The organism is Pradoshia sp. Z5_111 (assembly GCF_058267535.1).
In genome coordinates, this window is record NZ_JBZCPQ010000001.1 from 73061 (window position 1) to 91219 (window position 18159).

The 18159-nt window shown below is 38.6% G+C and carries 19 protein-coding genes; all 19 read left to right on the forward strand.

Features of this window, described 5'->3' with window-relative positions; genetic code table 11:
• Positions 1–228: 228 nt before the first annotated feature.
• The 19 genes from der to aroA all read left to right on the forward strand — a co-directional run bounded on the left by der (position 229) and on the right by aroA (position 17789).
• Positions 229–1539 carry a ribosome biogenesis GTPase Der gene (der, locus tag AC4D4A_RS00415; RefSeq protein ID WP_490994064.1) on the forward strand — a complete coding sequence of 437 codons (1311 nt, stop codon included), beginning with the start codon at positions 229–231 and terminating at the stop codon, positions 1537–1539.
• 20 nt (positions 1540–1559) lie between these two features.
• A complete protein-coding gene (locus AC4D4A_RS00420; protein ID WP_490994065.1) occupies positions 1560–2594 on the forward strand; it encodes an NAD(P)H-dependent glycerol-3-phosphate dehydrogenase in 1035 nt (344 codons plus the stop codon).
• Between the two features lie 264 nt (positions 2595–2858).
• Positions 2859–3059: a DUF2768 domain-containing protein gene (locus AC4D4A_RS00425; protein WP_490994066.1), complete on the forward strand. Its 201-nt coding sequence runs from the start codon at positions 2859–2861 to the stop codon at positions 3057–3059.
• Positions 3052–3795: a YphF family lipoprotein gene (locus tag AC4D4A_RS00430; protein ID WP_490994067.1), complete on the forward strand. Its 744-nt coding sequence runs from the start codon at positions 3052–3054 to the stop codon at positions 3793–3795. Before AC4D4A_RS00425 ends, AC4D4A_RS00430 begins: the two co-directional genes overlap by 8 nt.
• 285 nt (positions 3796–4080) lie before the next feature.
• Complete coding sequence (gene spoIVA, locus AC4D4A_RS00435; RefSeq protein ID WP_490994068.1) at positions 4081–5559, forward strand: stage IV sporulation protein A; 1479 nt, start codon at positions 4081–4083, stop codon at positions 5557–5559.
• A 394-nt stretch (positions 5560–5953) separates the two neighbouring features.
• Positions 5954–6226 (forward strand): HU family DNA-binding protein, encoded by a 273-nt coding sequence (locus AC4D4A_RS00440; protein WP_049670554.1) that lies wholly within the window; start codon positions 5954–5956, stop codon positions 6224–6226.
• A 173-nt stretch (positions 6227–6399) separates the two neighbouring features.
• Positions 6400–6966 carry a GTP cyclohydrolase I FolE gene (folE, locus tag AC4D4A_RS00445; protein ID WP_066107479.1) on the forward strand — a complete coding sequence of 189 codons (567 nt, stop codon included), beginning with the start codon at positions 6400–6402 and terminating at the stop codon, positions 6964–6966.
• Between the two features lie 32 nt (positions 6967–6998).
• Complete coding sequence (gene mtrB / locus AC4D4A_RS00450) at positions 6999–7226, forward strand: trp RNA-binding attenuation protein MtrB (protein ID WP_490994069.1); 228 nt, start codon at positions 6999–7001, stop codon at positions 7224–7226.
• A 126-nt stretch (positions 7227–7352) separates the two neighbouring features.
• Positions 7353–8111 carry a heptaprenyl diphosphate synthase component 1 gene (locus AC4D4A_RS00455; protein ID WP_490994070.1) on the forward strand — a complete coding sequence of 253 codons (759 nt, stop codon included), beginning with the start codon at positions 7353–7355 and terminating at the stop codon, positions 8109–8111.
• 46 nt (positions 8112–8157) lie between these two features.
• A complete protein-coding gene (locus AC4D4A_RS00460; protein ID WP_490994071.1) occupies positions 8158–8871 on the forward strand; it encodes a demethylmenaquinone methyltransferase in 714 nt (237 codons plus the stop codon).
• A 33-nt stretch (positions 8872–8904) separates the two neighbouring features.
• Complete coding sequence (hepT, locus tag AC4D4A_RS00465; protein ID WP_490994072.1) at positions 8905–9867, forward strand: heptaprenyl diphosphate synthase component II; 963 nt, start codon at positions 8905–8907, stop codon at positions 9865–9867.
• 90 nt (positions 9868–9957) lie between these two features.
• On the forward strand, positions 9958–10404 hold the full coding sequence (ndk, locus tag AC4D4A_RS00470) for a nucleoside-diphosphate kinase (RefSeq protein WP_490994073.1): 447 nt from the start codon (positions 9958–9960) through the stop codon (positions 10402–10404).
• A gap of 195 nt (positions 10405–10599) precedes the next feature.
• Positions 10600–11403 carry a CheR family methyltransferase gene (locus AC4D4A_RS00475; protein WP_490994074.1) on the forward strand — a complete coding sequence of 268 codons (804 nt, stop codon included), beginning with the start codon at positions 10600–10602 and terminating at the stop codon, positions 11401–11403.
• 162 nt (positions 11404–11565) lie between these two features.
• Positions 11566–12738: a chorismate synthase gene (gene aroC, locus AC4D4A_RS00480; protein ID WP_490994075.1), complete on the forward strand. Its 1173-nt coding sequence runs from the start codon at positions 11566–11568 to the stop codon at positions 12736–12738.
• Positions 12738–13853, forward strand: a complete 1116-nt coding sequence (gene aroB, locus AC4D4A_RS00485; RefSeq protein ID WP_490994076.1) for a 3-dehydroquinate synthase — start codon at positions 12738–12740, stop codon at positions 13851–13853. Before aroC ends, aroB begins: the two co-directional genes overlap by 1 nt.
• Positions 13850–14215, forward strand: coding sequence for a chorismate mutase (aroH, locus tag AC4D4A_RS00490; RefSeq protein WP_490994077.1), 366 nt, complete (start codon positions 13850–13852; stop codon positions 14213–14215). The genes aroB and aroH overlap by 4 nt, the downstream gene beginning before the upstream one ends.
• Before the next feature lie 26 nt (positions 14216–14241).
• Positions 14242–15348: a histidinol-phosphate transaminase gene (gene hisC / locus AC4D4A_RS00495; protein WP_490994078.1), complete on the forward strand. Its 1107-nt coding sequence runs from the start codon at positions 14242–14244 to the stop codon at positions 15346–15348.
• 20 nt (positions 15349–15368) lie between these two features.
• Positions 15369–16472 carry a prephenate dehydrogenase gene (locus tag AC4D4A_RS00500; RefSeq protein ID WP_490994079.1) on the forward strand — a complete coding sequence of 368 codons (1104 nt, stop codon included), beginning with the start codon at positions 15369–15371 and terminating at the stop codon, positions 16470–16472.
• A gap of 18 nt (positions 16473–16490) precedes the next feature.
• Positions 16491–17789, forward strand: coding sequence for a 3-phosphoshikimate 1-carboxyvinyltransferase (gene aroA / locus AC4D4A_RS00505; RefSeq protein ID WP_490994080.1), 1299 nt, complete (start codon positions 16491–16493; stop codon positions 17787–17789).
• Positions 17790–18159: the final 370 nt, after the last annotated feature.

Genomic DNA, 18159 nt, shown 5'->3' on the forward strand with positions numbered 1-18159 from the left:
GGTGGAAGGGGAAAATTCAATGGCGTTTAAATTTTACTCCAAAAATCGTAAGGAAATATAGCAGAAGAGTTGTTACTTTGCAAAACGTTTGCTATCATAATATAGTTAGACCCTTCTTTATGATTAAGAAGGGTTCTTTTTTCATAAAATATAAAAACATTAAACATGCTAACAATTCAGTGAAAATAAACAGGAATTTAGCTAGGATAGTTGAAAGGATGAACGACCATGCCAAAACCAGTTGTAGCCATAGTAGGCAGGCCGAATGTAGGGAAATCTACAATATTCAATCGGATTGTAGGAGAAAGAATATCAATTGTAGAAGACGTAGCCGGAGTAACCAGAGACAGGATTTATAGTTCTGGGGAATGGTTAAACTATGAATTCAATATTATTGATACAGGTGGTATTGATATAGGGGATGAACCATTTTTAGAACAGATTCGTCAACAGGCAGAGATTGCTATTGATGAAGCGGATGTCATTATTTTTATGACGAGTGGCAGAGAGGGATTGACTTCTGCTGATGAAGAAGTGGCAAAAATCCTCTATCGTTCAAAGAAACCGGTAGTCGTTGCTGTAAATAAAGTGGATAACTTTGAGATGCGTGATCAGATTTATGATTTCTATGCATTGGGTTTTGGTGAACCAATAGGAATCTCTGGCTCTCACGGAATTGGAATTGGGGATTTACTAGATGCTGTTGTACAAAGCTTCCCTGATCATCAGGCACCTGATTATGACGAAGATGTGATTAAGTTCAGCTTGATTGGAAGACCGAATGTAGGAAAATCCTCCTTGGTTAATGCGATTTTGGGTGAAGAGCGTGTTATTGTAAGTAATATCGCAGGAACTACAAGAGATGCGGTCGATTCTCCGTACAAATATAATGGCGATGATTATGTCATTATTGATACCGCTGGAATGAGGAAAAAAGGTAAGGTATATGAAAGTACTGAAAAGTACAGTGTTTTACGTGCATTACGAGCTATTGAACGTTCAGACGTTGTCCTAGTGGTCCTCGACGGGGAAGAAGGCATTATTGAACAGGATAAAAAGATTGCTGGGTATGCCCATCAAGCAGGACGAGCTATCGTTATTGTAGTGAATAAATGGGATGCAGTTGAAAAAGATGATAAAACGATGAAGAAGTTTGAAGAGAAAATCAGAGCTGAATTCCAGTTCCTTGACTATGCTCCAATTGTGTTCTTATCTGCTAAAACGAAAGCGCGTATTCATACTTTGCTTCCAATGATTAATTTGGCAAGTGAAAACCATGCACAGCGTATCCAAACGAATGTCCTGAATGATGTTATAATGGATGCAGTAGCAATGAATCCAACGCCAACCCATCATGGTAAAAGGTTAAAAATATATTATGCTACACAAGTAGCCGTCAAGCCGCCATCCTTTGTTGTATTTGTAAATGATCCAGAATTAATGCACTTCTCCTATGAACGCTTCCTGGAGAATAAAATTAGAGATGCATTTGGATTTGAAGGAACGCCTATAAAAATCTTTTCTCGATTACGTAAATAATTTTTTGAGGAGTGGAATCTATGCAACAATCAGTCACCATTTTGGGAGCAGGTTCGTGGGGAACTGCACTGGGAATCGTCCTTGCAGATAACGGACATGCGGTAAAAATCTGGGGGCATGAGTTAGAACATGTCAATGAGATAAATCGTGAACAGGCAAATATACGTTATTTACCTGATGTCAAGCTCCCTTCCGCTATTAAGGCATACTATGATTTGGAAGAGGCATTGTCTGGCTCAGAGGTTATTGTTTTTGCTGTACCGACTAAAGCAATTCGTGAAGTGGCCCGCAAGGTTAAAGCGATTGTCCAGGATAAAGTGACAATCGTCCATGTAAGTAAAGGGATCGAGCCAGATAGCTTGCTGCGTATATCTGAGATGCTAGAAGAAGAAATTTCGGATATAGCACAAGATATTATTGTTCTCTCCGGCCCAAGCCATGCTGAAGAGGTAAGCAGAAGGATTCCTACAACGGTTACAGTTGCTTCTAAAAATATGAAAGCAGCAGAGCGTATTCAGGATTTATTTATGAACCAAAATTTCCGTGTGTACACGAACCAAGACTTAGTTGGAGTGGAAATTGGCGGTGCCTTGAAAAACATTATTGCCTTGGCAGCTGGGATTACGGATGGACTTGGATATGGAGATAATGCCAAAGCTGCGTTGATGACTCGCGGTCTTGCAGAAATCACTCGTCTGGGTGTGAAGATGGGAGCAAACCCATTAACATTCCTTGGATTAACAGGTATTGGTGACCTTATTGTAACATGTACAAGCGTCCATTCCAGAAACTGGCGTGCCGGTAATATGCTTGGAAAAGGAAAGAATCTTGAAGAGGTTCTTGAAAGTATGGGAATGGTTGTTGAAGGCGTGAGAACAACGAAGGCAGCATATCAGTTGTCGGAGAAATATCAAGTGAAGATGCCAATTACGACTGCCTTGTACGATGTCCTGTTTAATGACAAGGATATTAAGACAGAAGTAGATGATCTTATGACTAGAAGCAAGAAGCATGAAATGGAAGATTTGATGGATAGCATGATTAATAATTATTAATCAGATGATTTTGTCAAAAAATAGGCATTTGTTACTTGCTGAGATGTTCATTTAAACATAGTATATTTTATAAAAGACTGAGCCAGCATAAACTTAGTCTAAGTCTATATATTTAGTCCAGGACGGAAGTTTGGGTATAAAAAACCCGAGCTTCCGTTTTTGTTTTCTTTTAGGTATATTTTGGGTTATAATAGCAAAGGTTGAAATAATATTATTCTTTTTAAAAATATGGTAAAAGAATTGATGAAAAAGGGGTGCCGAATATTGAGCTTAGCAATGCAAAAAATGTGGGTTTCGATTGCTGGGATGGGCTTAATGGCAATCGCAGTGCTGGCTATATATTTAAGCAGATATAAATTAAAGGGTATATTAAAATATCTTTTAGCCACGATTGCCTATGTATCTATGTTTATAGCAGCCATTATTATGGTTATTATTATTGTGAGTGGTCCTACAAATGGATAAAGCGTTGAATAAGAAACTACATAAACTATCTGGCGTAACATTCTTGCTGTGTACGATTCTTTTTCTATCCGGGTGTTTGTATCCACAGGGGAATTTACAGCAAAACCAAGTACCCTATGAAGATCAGGTCGAATCCGTTCAGAAAGCTGTTATGGAATATAGAAAAGATAATGGCGGCAGCCTGTTGCCGATTGTGACAAAGGATCAAGATACACCTTATTATATGAAATACATAATTGATTTTCAGAAATTGGTTCCTAAATATATGTCTGAAATACCTGGAAATGCCTATGAAAATGGAGGGATTTTTCAATATACACTTGTTAATGAAGAAACCAATCCAACTGTCAGGCTGATTGATTTACGATTAGCCGAGACAATACGCGATACCAAGCTGCAAATACAATCACAGGGCTATCCTGCGTTTGGAGAAAAAATTGGTTCCAATGTCTATACGCTGAACTATAAAAATATGGGATTTGACAAGGAACCTACTGTGAAAAGTCCCTTCACAGGTAAATCGTTACACCTTGTTTTAGGCGAAGATGGCGAATTGTATATTGACTATACTCCGGATTTATATGATTTACTTATTGATCGCTCTGCGGGATTTAAAAAGGGTGAAGATATAAGAGCGGAGTTAGTGAAAGAAAGCCTCTTTGTACCTGCCTATTCATTACCTTATACATGGGATCAAACAGCAAATAAACCTGTCTTTATGGCAATTGAGGAATAACCTTTCTTTTACAAAATATATTGTAAAAGAAAGGTTTTTTTTATTCCAGATTGTATTTTTTATTTTGACATCTCCTGAATAATTCGGTGCTTTATCATGATACTCCGAATAATTGGTTCATTTTCAATCGAAAATAGCAGTCGGCTGTTTACATAAAAGGAGAGGAGAGAAAAAACTAGTCATAAGTTTAATAGGCTTTAGCATAAATATATAGTGTCCAAGTTTATAAGACTATCAATAATTACGTATATGTACTCATATATGGAGGAATCGGGAGGGGATCTCTTGGAAAGGGTCGATATATTTAAGGATATAGCCGAGAGAACCGGCGGCGATATATATTTAGGAGTAGTTGGAGCCGTTCGGACGGGTAAATCTACATTTATTAAGAAATTTATGGAGTTGGTTGTACTTCCTGGTATGAAAAGTGAAGCTGAAAAAGCACGTACGATTGATGAATTACCTCAAAGTGCAGCAGGAAGAACGATCATGACTACGGAACCTAAATTTGTGCCGAACCAGGCAGCGCAGGTTCAGGTAGACGAAGGGTTAGAGGTCAATATTCGTATGGTTGACTGTGTAGGATATACCGTTCCTGGTGCGAAAGGATATGAGGATGAGAATGGGCCTAGGATGATTCATACACCTTGGTATGAAGAACCAATACCGTTTCATGAAGCAGCTGAAATTGGCACACGTAAGGTCATTCAGGATCATTCTACTATTGGTGTTGTAGTGACGACAGATGGATCAATAGGTGAGATACCAAGGTTAGACTATGTAGAAGCTGAGGAAAGAGTCGTAGAAGAGCTAAAAGAAGTTGGAAAGCCTTTTATCATGATTATCAATACAGTAAGCCCTTATCACCCAGATACAGAGGTTCTGCGTTCTAAGCTTCAGGAAAAATATGATATCCCAGTGCTTGCTATAAGTGTAGAGAGCATGCGGGAAGGGGATGTGTTAAATGTACTGCGGGAAGCATTGTTTGAATTCCCTGTTCTCGAAGTGAACGTGAATCTGCCTAGATGGGTTATGGTGCTTAATGAAAATCATTGGCTGAGGGTCAGCTATCAGGATGCAATAAGAGAGACGGTTCAGGATATTAAGAGGCTTAGAGATGTTGACAGGCTCGTCCATCTTTTTGAAGAGTATGACTTTGTTGGTCATGCTTCATTAGCTGGGATTGAAATGGGGCAGGGAGTAGCCGAAATTGACTTATCAGCACCAGATGAACTGTATGATTTGGTTCTTAAAGAGATTGTGGGTGTTGAAATACGAGGAAAGGATCATTTGCTTGAATTAATGCAGGATTTTGCTTACGCGAAAGCGGAATATGACCAGGTCGCGGATGCCCTTAAAATGGTTAAACAGACTGGTTATGGTGTAGCTTCTCCTTCTCTGGCGGATATGAGTCTGGATGAACCGGAAATTATCAGACAGGGATCCAGATTTGGAGTTAGGCTGAAAGCTGTGGCACCATCCATTCATATGATAAAAGTAGATGTTGAATCAGAATTTGCCCCAATAATCGGAACAGAAAAGCAAAGTGAAGAATTGGTGCGTTATTTAATGGCGGATTTTGAAGATAATCCTCTAAGCATCTGGAATTCAGATATTTTTGGCCGCAGTTTATCTACGGTGGTTCGTGAGGGAATCCAGGCTAAATTAAGTTTGATGCCGGAAAATGCACGATATAAATTAAAGGAAACTCTTGAGAGGATCATTAATGAAGGATCTGGCGGATTGATTGCCATTATTCTTTAACAGATACAGAGGGTTTTACGGTCCGTTCTGGATTCGTAATCCTCTGTATTTTTTTGCAAAAAACAAGTATTTTTATAAATGCTTTAACTTTCAAAATACCTCAAATAAGAAGATATGGCAATAAAAATAGAAAAATAACCTACATTATTCGAATAAATGCCTGTAAATTCGCCAATTTACTTGATATGGTCTATGGATTATGATAATCTTTTATCAGAAATCAAGTTCAAAGCAAAAACCCTTATATATCAATGTTTATCAATGGTTTTTTATGTTAAAAATGATTAATGACAAAATATTTCAAGTTTTTGTTTTGACTGATTGAAAATATTTCATTACAACTTAAAAAGTATTGAAGTAGAATGGAAGCATACTTTGGGAGGAGGTGAATGGAATGAACAAAACAGAATTAATCAACGCTGTTGCTGAAGCTAGCGAGCTTTCTAAAAAAGACGCAACTAAAGCAGTAGACGCAGTGTTCGAATCCATTTTAGAAGCTCTTAAAAATGGAGATAAAGTACAATTGATTGGTTTCGGTAACTTTGAAGTTCGTGAGCGTGCTGCTCGTAAAGGACGTAACCCACAAACTGGTGAAGAAATCGAAATCAGTGCCAGCAAAGTACCTGCATTCAAACCAGGGAAAGCACTTAAAGACGCTGTTAAGTAATTTTTACATACGATTTTACTTGAATAAGCGCTATACGCGATTAGAGTCATTACCAATTTCTTTGGTAATGACTCTTTTTCTATTATGAAGTCCATAATATATGGCTCTAAGAATAAAATGTGCTACTATGTAAATAGTTGAAATTAGGTATAGCAATGGGAGGAAGACATAAAATGAGTGAAATCAATCGCGGTAAAATAGAAGAAGCAGTGACAATGATTCTGGAGGCTCTTGGGGAAGATCCAACAAGGGAAGGGCTCCTGGACACACCAAAACGTGTAGCAAAAATGTATGAAGAGGTATTTTCCGGATTGAGACAGGATCCCAAAGAATATTTTGAAACAGTATTCGGTGAAGATCATGAAGAACTAGTCCTTGTTAAGGATATTCCTTTTTATTCTATGTGTGAGCATCATCTCGTACCATTCTTTGGAGTGGCACATGTGGCCTATATACCCAAAGGTGGACGTGTTACAGGTTTGAGCAAATTAGCCAGAGCCGTCGAAGCGGTGAGCAGAAGACCACAATTACAGGAACGGATTACATCAACTGTTGCAGATTCTATAATGGACACGCTTGCTCCTCATGGAGTGATGGTCGTTGTTGAAGCTGAGCATATGTGCATGACTATGAGAGGTGTTAAAAAACCTGGATCAAAGACAATCACTTCCGCAGTAAGAGGAACATTGGCGACAGACTCAATCTCCCGTCAGGAAGTATTAAGCTTAATTAATAAATAATCATTAGATAAAAGTTGAAAAGGAGTTAGAGAATGGAGAACCTTCAATCAAATGATTTTATAGTCATAAAAGCATTGGAAGATGGGGTAAGTGTCATTGGATTAACCAGAGGTGAGGACACTAAATTTCATCATTCAGAAAAGCTAGATAAAGGTGAAGTGTTATTTGTTCAATTTACAGAACACACATCAGCTATGAAAATCAGAGGAAAAGCGGTTATGTATACGCCATATGGTGAAATAGAAAGTGAGAAAGAATAACCGATTATCTATTCTCTTCTTTTAAACTATTCGACAGCGATTTAAAAGGATAGTAAGATAAATACGATGAATACGTAATGTGCCGACTTGGTACGGAATCAGAAGTGGAAGCATGGGTGATTACCATTGGATAGCATCAATAATGAAGTCATACAACTTAATAATGAAATAAAGAAACTTATCCATCATTCTTTACTATTAGATTATATTGATCGGCCAGTCATAAATGATGATATGATAGCTGTTATGGTTAAAATTCTGCGTGATGCCAAAGTGGATCAAACGTATATGCCATATTACATAGTGTCTGTCATGCTAATGCAAATTGCCTTGGATACCCATGAGGAAGTTTCAAATACAGAGGAATCCGAAAGTCCGGCTAAATTAAGGAAACGGCAGTTATCGATTTTGGCTGGAGATTATTATAGCAGTATGTATTATCATATATTGGCGAAAACAAAAGATATCGAGTTTATTAATCTCATATCCAGGGGAGTTCAGGAAGTAAATGAGGCTAAGGTACGCTTATATATGGATAAGGATGCTGATATAGATACATTAGTAATGTATCTTAAACAGATTGAAACCATACTGGTCGAGAAAACAGCTGAGTACTTTAACGTAACTGAACAAAAGGATTTGTTTATAGACTTTCTGTTATGGAAGAGATTGATGGCAGAATTGGACAGGTATCAAAATAACCGTAACTCCAAATTTATTCATGCCTTACAATCCATACATAGTGTATATGATGAAAATGTTGATAAAATATCAGATTTACTTAAGAGGGAAATTACCAAAGTAAGTGATAGATTAAGATTATCCATGTTGCAGGACAATAGTAGGGATGAAATGGTTTTACGGATTGAGACAAGTATAAGGTAATCTCGAAAAACATCTAAAAAGACGATGTGGGGAAAGGGAATTCATAATGAAACAACAAACAAAAGAGGAACGTGTACACGGTGTCTTTGAAAAGATTTCTGATAATTATGATTCTATGAATTCAGTAATCAGTTTCCAGTTACATAAGCGTTGGCGTGCCGATACGATGAAAAAAATGGCTGTTAAACAGGGAGATCAGGCGCTGGATGTATGCTGCGGCACAGCTGATTGGACGATAGCGCTGGCCAGACAGGTTGGAGACTCTGGTAAGGTAACCGGTTTGGACTTCAGTAAAAATATGCTCAAGATTGGTGAACAAAAGGTTAAAGAGGAGCAGTTACATAATGTGGAGCTGCTTCATGGGAATGCAATGGAGCTACCCTTTGAAGATAATACGTTCGACTATGTCACAATTGGGTTTGGCCTTCGTAATGTCCCTGACTATTTAACTGTATTAAAAGAAATGAACCGTGTCTTGAAGCCGGGTGGTATGGCTGTTTGTTTAGATACTTCTCAGCCGACATTACCGGTTTACAGACAGCTTTATTATTTTTATTTTAAGTATATTATGCCTCTATTGGGTAAATTATTGGCTAAGAGTTACAAGGAGTATTCCTGGCTGCAGGAATCTGCATCTGATTTTCCGGGTGCACCGGCATTGAAAAGACTCTTTGAAGAAGCCGGTTTTGTGAAGGTTAAATATAAACCTTATTCCGGTGGTGCAGCTGCGTCTCATTTTGGATTCAAACAATCAAAATAAAGGGCGCATATTAGTTTAACGGGAAGTGGAACTATGAAATTACCAAAATTGTATTCAATCTTCAGACAGGATATCCAATTAATCGAAAAAGAGCTGCGTTCATCGATACAAACTGATTGCAGACAACTTCAGGAAGCATCTATGCACACTCTGAAAGCTGGAGGGAAACGTATACGTCCCGTTTTCGTGCTGCTCACCGCGAAATTTGGAGAGTATGATATCAATCAAATTAAGCATGCTGCAGTTGCTCTGGAACTCATTCACTCAGCTTCATTAGTACACGATGATATCATTGATGAAGCCAAACTGCGCAGGGGATCATTGACGGTTCGCTCCAAATGGGATAATAAAATGGCTACGTATACAGGAGATTATATATTTGCCAGAGCTCAGGAGCTTATGACTCATATTAAAGATCCTTTAGCACATCAGGTAGTGGCTAAAACCATCATGGAAGTCAGTATTGGCGAAATCGAACAAATACGCGATAAGTACAATTTTGACCAAAATCTTCGTAACTATTTAAAACGTATTAAACGGAAAACAGCTGTCTTAATTGCAGCCAGCTGCCAATTAGGTGCGATCAGTGCGGGGGTACCAGAGGAGATACATAAAAAATTATTCCTGTATGGATACTATGTGGGAATGTCCTTTCAAATAATGGATGATATACTTGATTTCACGGCTTCTGAGAAAGATCTGGGGAAACCTGCGGGAAGTGATTTATGGCAGGGGAATATTACCTTACCTGTTTTGTTTGCCTTACAACAACCACAATTGGTCAAGCTTATTCGGACTGTTCACGAAGATATGAGTTTAGAAGAGTTACAGCCTATTCTCGAATCTATCAAGCAATCAGGAGCAATCGAGAAATCCATCGACTTAAGCAATGCTTACTTAGATAAAGCATTTGATATTCTGGAATTATTGCCAGAGTCGAAAAATACCGATTATTTATATGAAATAGCAAGATTTATCGGAAAAAGGAAATACTAAAATGTTATTTCCTTTTTTCGTTTGCTTTATACATGTAAATAATGGTATTATTCTTTCTGAAAGCCCATACATACAAACAGAGGTGTAATGATGGAAAAAACATTTTTAATGGTTAAACCAGATGGTGTACAAAGAAATTTAATCGGGGAAATTGTATCACGTTTAGAAAGAAAGGGCTTTCAGCTTGTTGGGGCGAAATTGATGGTGATTCCAACAGAGACGGCTGAAAAGCATTACGAGGAACATAAAGAGCGTCCTTTCTTTGGTGAATTGGTTGACTTTATTACATCAGGACCAGTTTTTGCAATGGCATGGCAAGGGGAAAATGTGATTGCGACTGCACGTCAAATGATGGGATCTACTAACCCAAAAGATGCTGCTCCTGGTACAATCCGCGGCGATTATGGTGTAACGGTAGGCAAAAACATTATCCATGGCTCTGATTCACCTGCAAGTGCAGAAAGAGAACTTGGAATCTTCTTTAAAGAAGAAGAGCTTGCTGAATATACAAAATTAGCGAATGAGTGGATTTATTAAGTAGATAGATAAAGATTAAGGGCTGTCAACAAGGTTGGCGGCTTTTTTTTATGCATGTCTTACAGGTTTATAGGAGTTTTTTTAGGAAAGATCATGGGAAAGTTATTGGCATAAATATTCATTTCTGGTTATATGATTGAATCTGCTAATTTTGTATACTTATAGTAAAAAAGATTATTGGAGTCGAAGGGGTATATGATAAAAAATAATGATGACTATCAGGGGTTTGTTAAAGGGATAAACTATTTAACAGGAATCAATTTATCTTTATATAAGGAAGCGCAAATGAAAAGACGTATTACCTCCTTATATGAAAAACAAGGCTTTAATGGGTTTCAGGATTATTACAATCATCTTCGTAAAGACCAGTATTTATTAAATGAGCTTCTTGACCGTATGACAATCAATGTTTCGAATTTCTTTCGGAATTATAGAAGGTGGGAGGTTTTGGAGAAGGAGATTCTGCCGGAATTACTATCTGAAAAAAAGACACTGAAAATTTGGAGCGCCGCTTGCTCAACGGGTGATGAACCCTATTCACTTGCTATGGTGTTAGCCCGCTTAAATGCCCTGAATCGCGTCTCTATCCTGGCAACCGATATAGACCGGAATGCTTTAGAAATTTGCAAGAGGGGTATTTATTCAGAAAAATCTTTGGGGGAGATACCTGAAGAGTTAAAGAATAAGCATTTCGAATTCGTGGATGGCTTTTATCATATTAACCAACAAATAAAAAATGCAGTCACGTTCAAGAAACATAATTTACTGGCTGATTCGTATGGCCAATCATACGATTTAATCATATGCCGTAATGTTCTGATTTATTTTACGGATGAAGCTAAGGGATTATTATATAAGAAATTTTCCCAATCACTTCGTCCTGGCGGAGTTCTGTTTGTGGGCAGTACTGAACAGATCTTTAACCCGAATATATATGATTTTATCAGTACAAAAACGTTTTTCTATAAAAAGAAAAACCATCATAGGGTACATAGCTAATTAGACTTAGTATTATGAAAGATAATTAGGAGGCTTCGGCTAAGAGTTGATGGTAGGACCTTCTTAATCTGATGTACAATATAAGTAAGAAAATTACCATAAGAATAACAGAATATGATATATTATTACATAAATGCTTTAAAGTGATGAAGGAGGAGTCTTATGAGATATATAACTGCCGGGGAATCCCACGGCCCCCAATTAACAACGTTAATAGAAGGATTACCTGCAGGAATGCCGTTGTCTGAGGAAGATATCAATAAGCATCTTGCCAGGAGACAAAAGGGATATGGACGCGGAAGAAGAATGCAAATTGAAAAAGATACAGTAGAGATAACAGCAGGAATTCGTCATGGCAGGACGTTAGGATCACCTGTTGCTCTGCAAGTGAAAAACCGGGATTGGACTCATTGGACCCATGTCATGGGAATTGAGCCAATTGATGAAAAGGCAGAAGATGAAATTAAACGTAAAATCACAAGACCGCGCCCAGGGCATGCTGACCTGAATGGCGGTATGAAATATGGACATAGAGATTTGCGCAATGTTTTAGAGCGCTCGTCTGCAAGAGAGACAACTGTCCGAGTGGCAGCGGGAGCTGTTGCAGTGAAACTGCTTAGTCTGCTTGGCATAGAAATTGTTTCGCATGTTGTTGAAATCGGTGGCATTAAAGCAGCTGAAACAGAGATTAAGGATATGAAAAAGATCCAACAGCTGGCAGAGGATTCTCCGGTTCGCTGTCTTGATGAAAAAGCTGCTGAGAAGATGATGGAAGCCATTGATATGGCTAAAAAGAATGGCGATACATTAGGAGGAGTCGTTGAAGTAGTGGCGACAGGAATGCCTGCTGGTGTTGGGAGCTATGTTCATTATGATCGTAAATTAGATGCAAAAATTGCAGGTGCAATCCTTAGTATTAATGCATTCAAGGGTGTCGAATTCGGGATTGGCTTTGAAGCGGCCAGAATTCCGGGCAGTCAGGTGCATGATGAAATCATTTGGGAGGAAGGACAGGGATATAGCCGTAAAACGAATCGCCTAGGCGGTTTTGAAGGCGGAATGACAACTGGAATGCCTGTAGTAGTGCGTGGAGTTATGAAACCAATCCCTACCTTGTATAAGCCGCTCAAGAGTGTGGATATTGACACGAAAGAGTCATTTACAGCCTCGATAGAACGCTCTGATGCATGTGCTGTTCCGGCAGCGGCGGTTGTTGCTGAGCATGTGGTAGCATGGGAGCTTGCCAATGCTATCATTGAACAATTTTATTCTGATCGAATGGAGTCATTGGTTGAATCCGTTAATCAACAAAGAATTTACGCGAGGGAATTTTAATGGAAACAATTCAAATTAAAACTTCTTCAAAGGAATACCCGATTTTTATAGGTGATGGAGTGATTGAGGAGCTCCCTATATTTTTGGAGAAAAATTTTAAAAGAAAACCAAAAGTATATGTGATAACAGATGAACTTGTATCTTCTCTTTATTCAGAACTGATTAAAACGCGGTTGACCAAACATGGTTATGAAGTAATCATCCATGCCGTACCAACAGGAGAAAGAGCAAAATCATTCTCTGTATACGAAGAATGTCTAACGGTAGGATTTGAAAATAAACTTGATCGTGACAGCCTCGTATTAGCTCTGGGCGGAGGAGTGGTAGGAGATTTAGCTGGATTTGTAGCTGCGACCTATATGAGAGGTATCCCCTATATTCAACTGCCAACAACCTTGCTGGCTCATGACAGTGCTGTGGGAGGTAAAGTGGCTATTAATCATCAACTGGGTAAAAATCTAGTAGGTTGTTTCTATCAACCGGAGGCAGTCTTCTATGATAGTTCCTATTTATCTACTTTACCAGAGAAGGAATGGCGCTCAGGATTTGCCGAGTTAATTAAGCATGCCCTACTTTGCAGTAAATCCTTTTATGCTGATTTAAGAAATCAGTATGGCAGTATTTCAGATCTGCAATCCAAATCATTGGTTTCGTATATAAAAAAAGGGATTTCTGTTAAAGCTACTATTGTATCGGAGGATGAAAAGGAAAAAGGTTCGCGTGCTTTTCTTAATTTTGGTCATACATTAGCTCATGCGATTGAAGGGGCAGCTGGATATGGTGTGGTAACCCACGGGGAGGCTGTAGCCTTTGGTATGTTATTTGACCTATATTTGAGCCAAAAGTATGCTGATTTTTCTTTTAATCTATCTACGTTTAAGGATTGGTTAACCAATTTAGGCTACCTTCAAATACCAAAAGAAATTTTATCAGCAGAATTATTGCTGCCATTTATGAAACTTGATAAGAAAAATAAACAAGGGACAATAGCGACTGTCCTTTTAAACGATTATGGCAGACCAACTTTATATTCCTATTCTGATACGGAAATACAAGACGAATTAACCTATTTCTTAAACAATATAGTCGGAAGGGAGAAGGGTTATCCATTATGATGAGAGGCATCCGAGGAGCCATTACCATAGAAGCGAATAAAAAAGAACATATTGAAAATAAAACAGAGATCTTGCTTCGAGAAATGATCCAACAGAATCACCTCGAGGCAGAGTCTATTGCATCTATATTCATATCTGTTACAGATGATATAGATGCAGGGTTTCCAGCTGCTGTCGTTAGAAAAATAGCTGGATTTACATATGTTCCTGTGATGTGCATGCGTGAAATTCCAGTACCTGGTTCCTTATCATTGGCCATACGGATTATGATTCATGCCAATATAGATACAGCCCAAAAGGATATCAAGCACATTTATCTGGAGGGGGCAACGGTCCTTAGACCTGATTTGACAGAGATATAAGCAATTAAAAAGGGGGAACTGGAGCTTTGAAATGGAAGAATCATTTGTATACATTAGAGCCTTATAAGCCAGGCAAACCAATTGAGGACGTAAAAAGGGAATTTGGGTTGGAGGAAATTATCAAACTGGCATCAAATGAAAATCCTTATGGATATTCATCCGCGGTTGCGAAAACGTTGAAGGAAACAGATTGGTCTCTTCCCTTGTATCCGGATGGAGGGGCTGTTAATCTGCGTGAGGTCTTAGCTACCTATTTAGGAGTTGAAGAAAATCAGCTAATCTTTGGAAATGGTTCAGATAATATCATCCAAATGATAGCAAAGGCGATTCTTGCTCCAGGTGTAAATACGGTTATGTCTACGGGTACCTTTAGTCAGTACAGCCATAATGCCATTCTTGAACAGGCAGAAATCAGGGAGGTACCACATATCAATGGCAGACATGATCTGGATGGTATGCTTCGTCAGATAGATGCTGACACAGGGATTGTATGGATTTGTTCTCCTAATAATCCGACAGGAGAATACATACGAAGTGAGGAGCTTCTCCCATTTTTGAGTCAGGTGCCTAACGATGTATTAGTTGTATTTGATGCAGCTTATTATGAGTACGTAACAGCTGCAGATTATCCTGAAATCTTACCGTTAATTAATCAGTTTGATAATTTAATCCTATTACATACTTTTTCAAAGATTTATGGGATGGCGGCTTTGCGTATTGGTTATGGAGTGGCTAATTCCGATATTATCCGTATGCTTGAGCCTGCAAGAGAGCCATTTAACGTCAATGCATTAGCTCAAAAGGCTGCAATTGCTGCTATTAGTGATCAAGACTTTATTGAGGAATGCAAACAAAAAAATAGAGACGGCCTTCAGCAATATTATGAATTTTGTAAGATTCATAGCTTAAGTTACTATCCATCACAAGCAAATTTCATCTTAATCGATACAGGCCATGATGGAAATGAAGTCTTTCAATATTTAATGAGAAAAGGCTTTATCGTTCGTTCCGGGCAGGCTTTAGGTTTTCCGACATCGATTCGGATTACAGTTGGTTCTGAGCAACAGAATGAAGCTGTTTTGAAAGAGCTGGAAAATTTCCTTTTGATGAAAGAAAATAAAGAAACCAAATAGATAGTAGGTGAGGTGCCTCCATGCGTGGAAATGTGTTAATGATAGGTCTTGGTTTAATTGGAGGATCCATTGCTTTATCTATTAAAAAGGAACACCCGAATGCATTGATACTAGGATATGATGTGGATCGTAAACAGGTGCAGCTGGCAAAAGCATTAAAAGTAATCGATGAAGAGATTACGGATTATAAAGAGGCTGCCGGAAGAGCGGATGTTATCATTATCGGAGTACCGGTGCAAGCTACATCAACCGTTATGGAAAGTCTGTCAGCGTGTACGCTGAAAAAAAGCGTTATAATTACGGATGTAGGAAGTACAAAGGCAAAGATCATGAAAGAAGCAGAGCGTTTGTTTAGCATGAATTACACGTTTATAGGCGGTCACCCAATGGCTGGATCTCATAAAAGCGGAGTGACGGCGGCAAAAGTGCATCTTTTTGAAAATGCTTTTTATATATTGACACCGGCTGTTCATGCAGGTGATAAAGAGGTAGCTGAGCTGAAGATGTGGCTGAAGGGGACGAAAGCCAAATTCATTGAAGTGGATGCTCATGAGCACGATTTAATGACTGGTGTCATTAGTCATTTGCCACATATTATGGCAGCCTCGATTGTTAAGCAGGCTGAACAGGCTGAAGCGAAACATGATTTGGTTGCAAGACTGGCAGCCGGAGGATTTAGGGACATTACCCGAATTGCTTCATCCAGTCCTCAAATGTGGAAGGATATTCTAATTCAAAATGATCAAGTATTAATCGATCTTTTGAATTCCTGGATAGAGGAAATGACAGAGGTCAGAGAATGGATTCGTACGAAGGATGAGGAGAAATTGTATTCCTTTTTCCAAAGTGCAAAAATATTTCGTGATGAGATGCCGGCCCATAAAAAGGGCGCAATTCCGTCCTTTTATGATTTATATGTGGATGTCCCGGATTATCCAGGCGTTATTTCGGAGATTACCGGTTATTTAGCAAAATCTAATATAAGTATTACGAATATAAGAATCATTGAGACACGTGAAGAAGTGTACGGTGTATTGGTCATTTCATTTCAATCAGATAAAGATCGCAAACTAGCGGTTGAATGTTTACGTGATGCAACTAATTACGATACTTATTATGACTGAGATAAAAGGAGGAAAGGCATGGAGAAAATCCTATTATTCGAAAACCCCCAGTTGAGAGGCACGATTGAAGTACCAGGAGATAAATCTATTTCGCACAGAGCGGTCATGTTTGGGGCAATAGCGGAAGGAAAAACGACGGTATATCATTTCTTAGAGGGTCAGGATTGTTTAAGTACGATTGAGTGTTTTCAAAAAATGGGTGTGGATATTCAAAGAGAAGGCGATAGGGTCACCATTCAGGGTAATGGATATAGTGGTTTAAAGGAGCCGATTGGCTTACTGGATGTCGGCAATTCGGGGACAACCATCCGACTTCTTATGGGATTACTAGCCAATCAGCCCTTTTCTATCACTTTCACTGGTGATGAGTCCATTGCAAAAAGGCCAATGAGAAGAGTGGTAGATCCGCTGAGGAAAATGGGAGCAAGGATATCTGGAAAAGAGGATGGCAACTTTATACCGCTCGAAATGAATCAAGGTGAGCTGTCAGGTATTGAATATGAGCTTCCAGTAGCAAGTGCCCAGGTGAAATCAGCTATTCTTTTGGCTGGATTACATGCGAAAGGAACCACAACTGTCATTGAAAAAGCAGCCACAAGGGATCATACTGAACGGATGATTGAATCGTTTGGGGGAAGTATTCATATCGACGGCAACAAGATCAGTGTTACAGGAAATCAGGTGCTGAGTGGAAAAGATGTTCATGTTCCCGGAGATATCTCCTCTGCAGCGTTTTGGATGGTTGCCGGCACCATTGTTCCAAACAGTGAGATTATATTAAAGAACGTTGGACTGAATCAAACTAGAACTGGTATTATTGATGTTTTGAGAGAAATGGGAGCAAACATTGAAATTCAGTTAGACAAACTCGGAGAACTTGCGGAAGAATCCGGAACAGTCACAGTAAAAACTTCTTCTTTGAAGGGGATAACCATTGCCGGAGATATCATCCCAAGATTAATCGATGAGCTGCCTGTTATTGCCCTGTTAGCTACACAGGCTAAGGGAACAACTATCATTAAAGATGCTGCTGAGTTAAAGGTTAAAGAAACAAATCGTATTGATGCCATCGCTACTCAATTGGGTGCGCTTGGAGTCAATATAACTCCAACAGACGATGGTTTAATCATTGAAGGAGAACAAACCTTGCATGGAGGTACGGTGGACAGCCTAGGTGATCACCGAATCGGAATGACATTGGCGATTGCGTCACTGCTTTCCAAAGACACTGTAGTATTACAGAATGCTGATGCCATTTCTGTATCCTATCCAGGTTTCTTTGATGATTTAATTAAACTTGTATCCATTCACGAGTAAAAGAGAGGGGAACCTCTCTTTTTTTGGTACTAAAATTTCTGATAGTTTCATAGCATGTCTAAAAGAAAGTCAATGGAACCCTTGCCTTTACAAACGTAAAAATGGTTGATAGGGCGGTGAAAATCTAATTAATTAAATGGATAGATAGAATAAAATGGAAGAAAACGGAACGGTCGCTTTTTGTTATATGATAAAGTATACTTATAAAACCTTAAAATTAAGACTCCAAGCTCTATACCACAAAAAATCATCTTAATTTCCTTATCAGATAAATATTTTTTTCTGGAGTTTCCATTAGCTCTTTATACAGGTTAAAAAAAGTGAGTATAATAGGGATAATAACAAAATTTTAGATGCTCCGGATTGAACG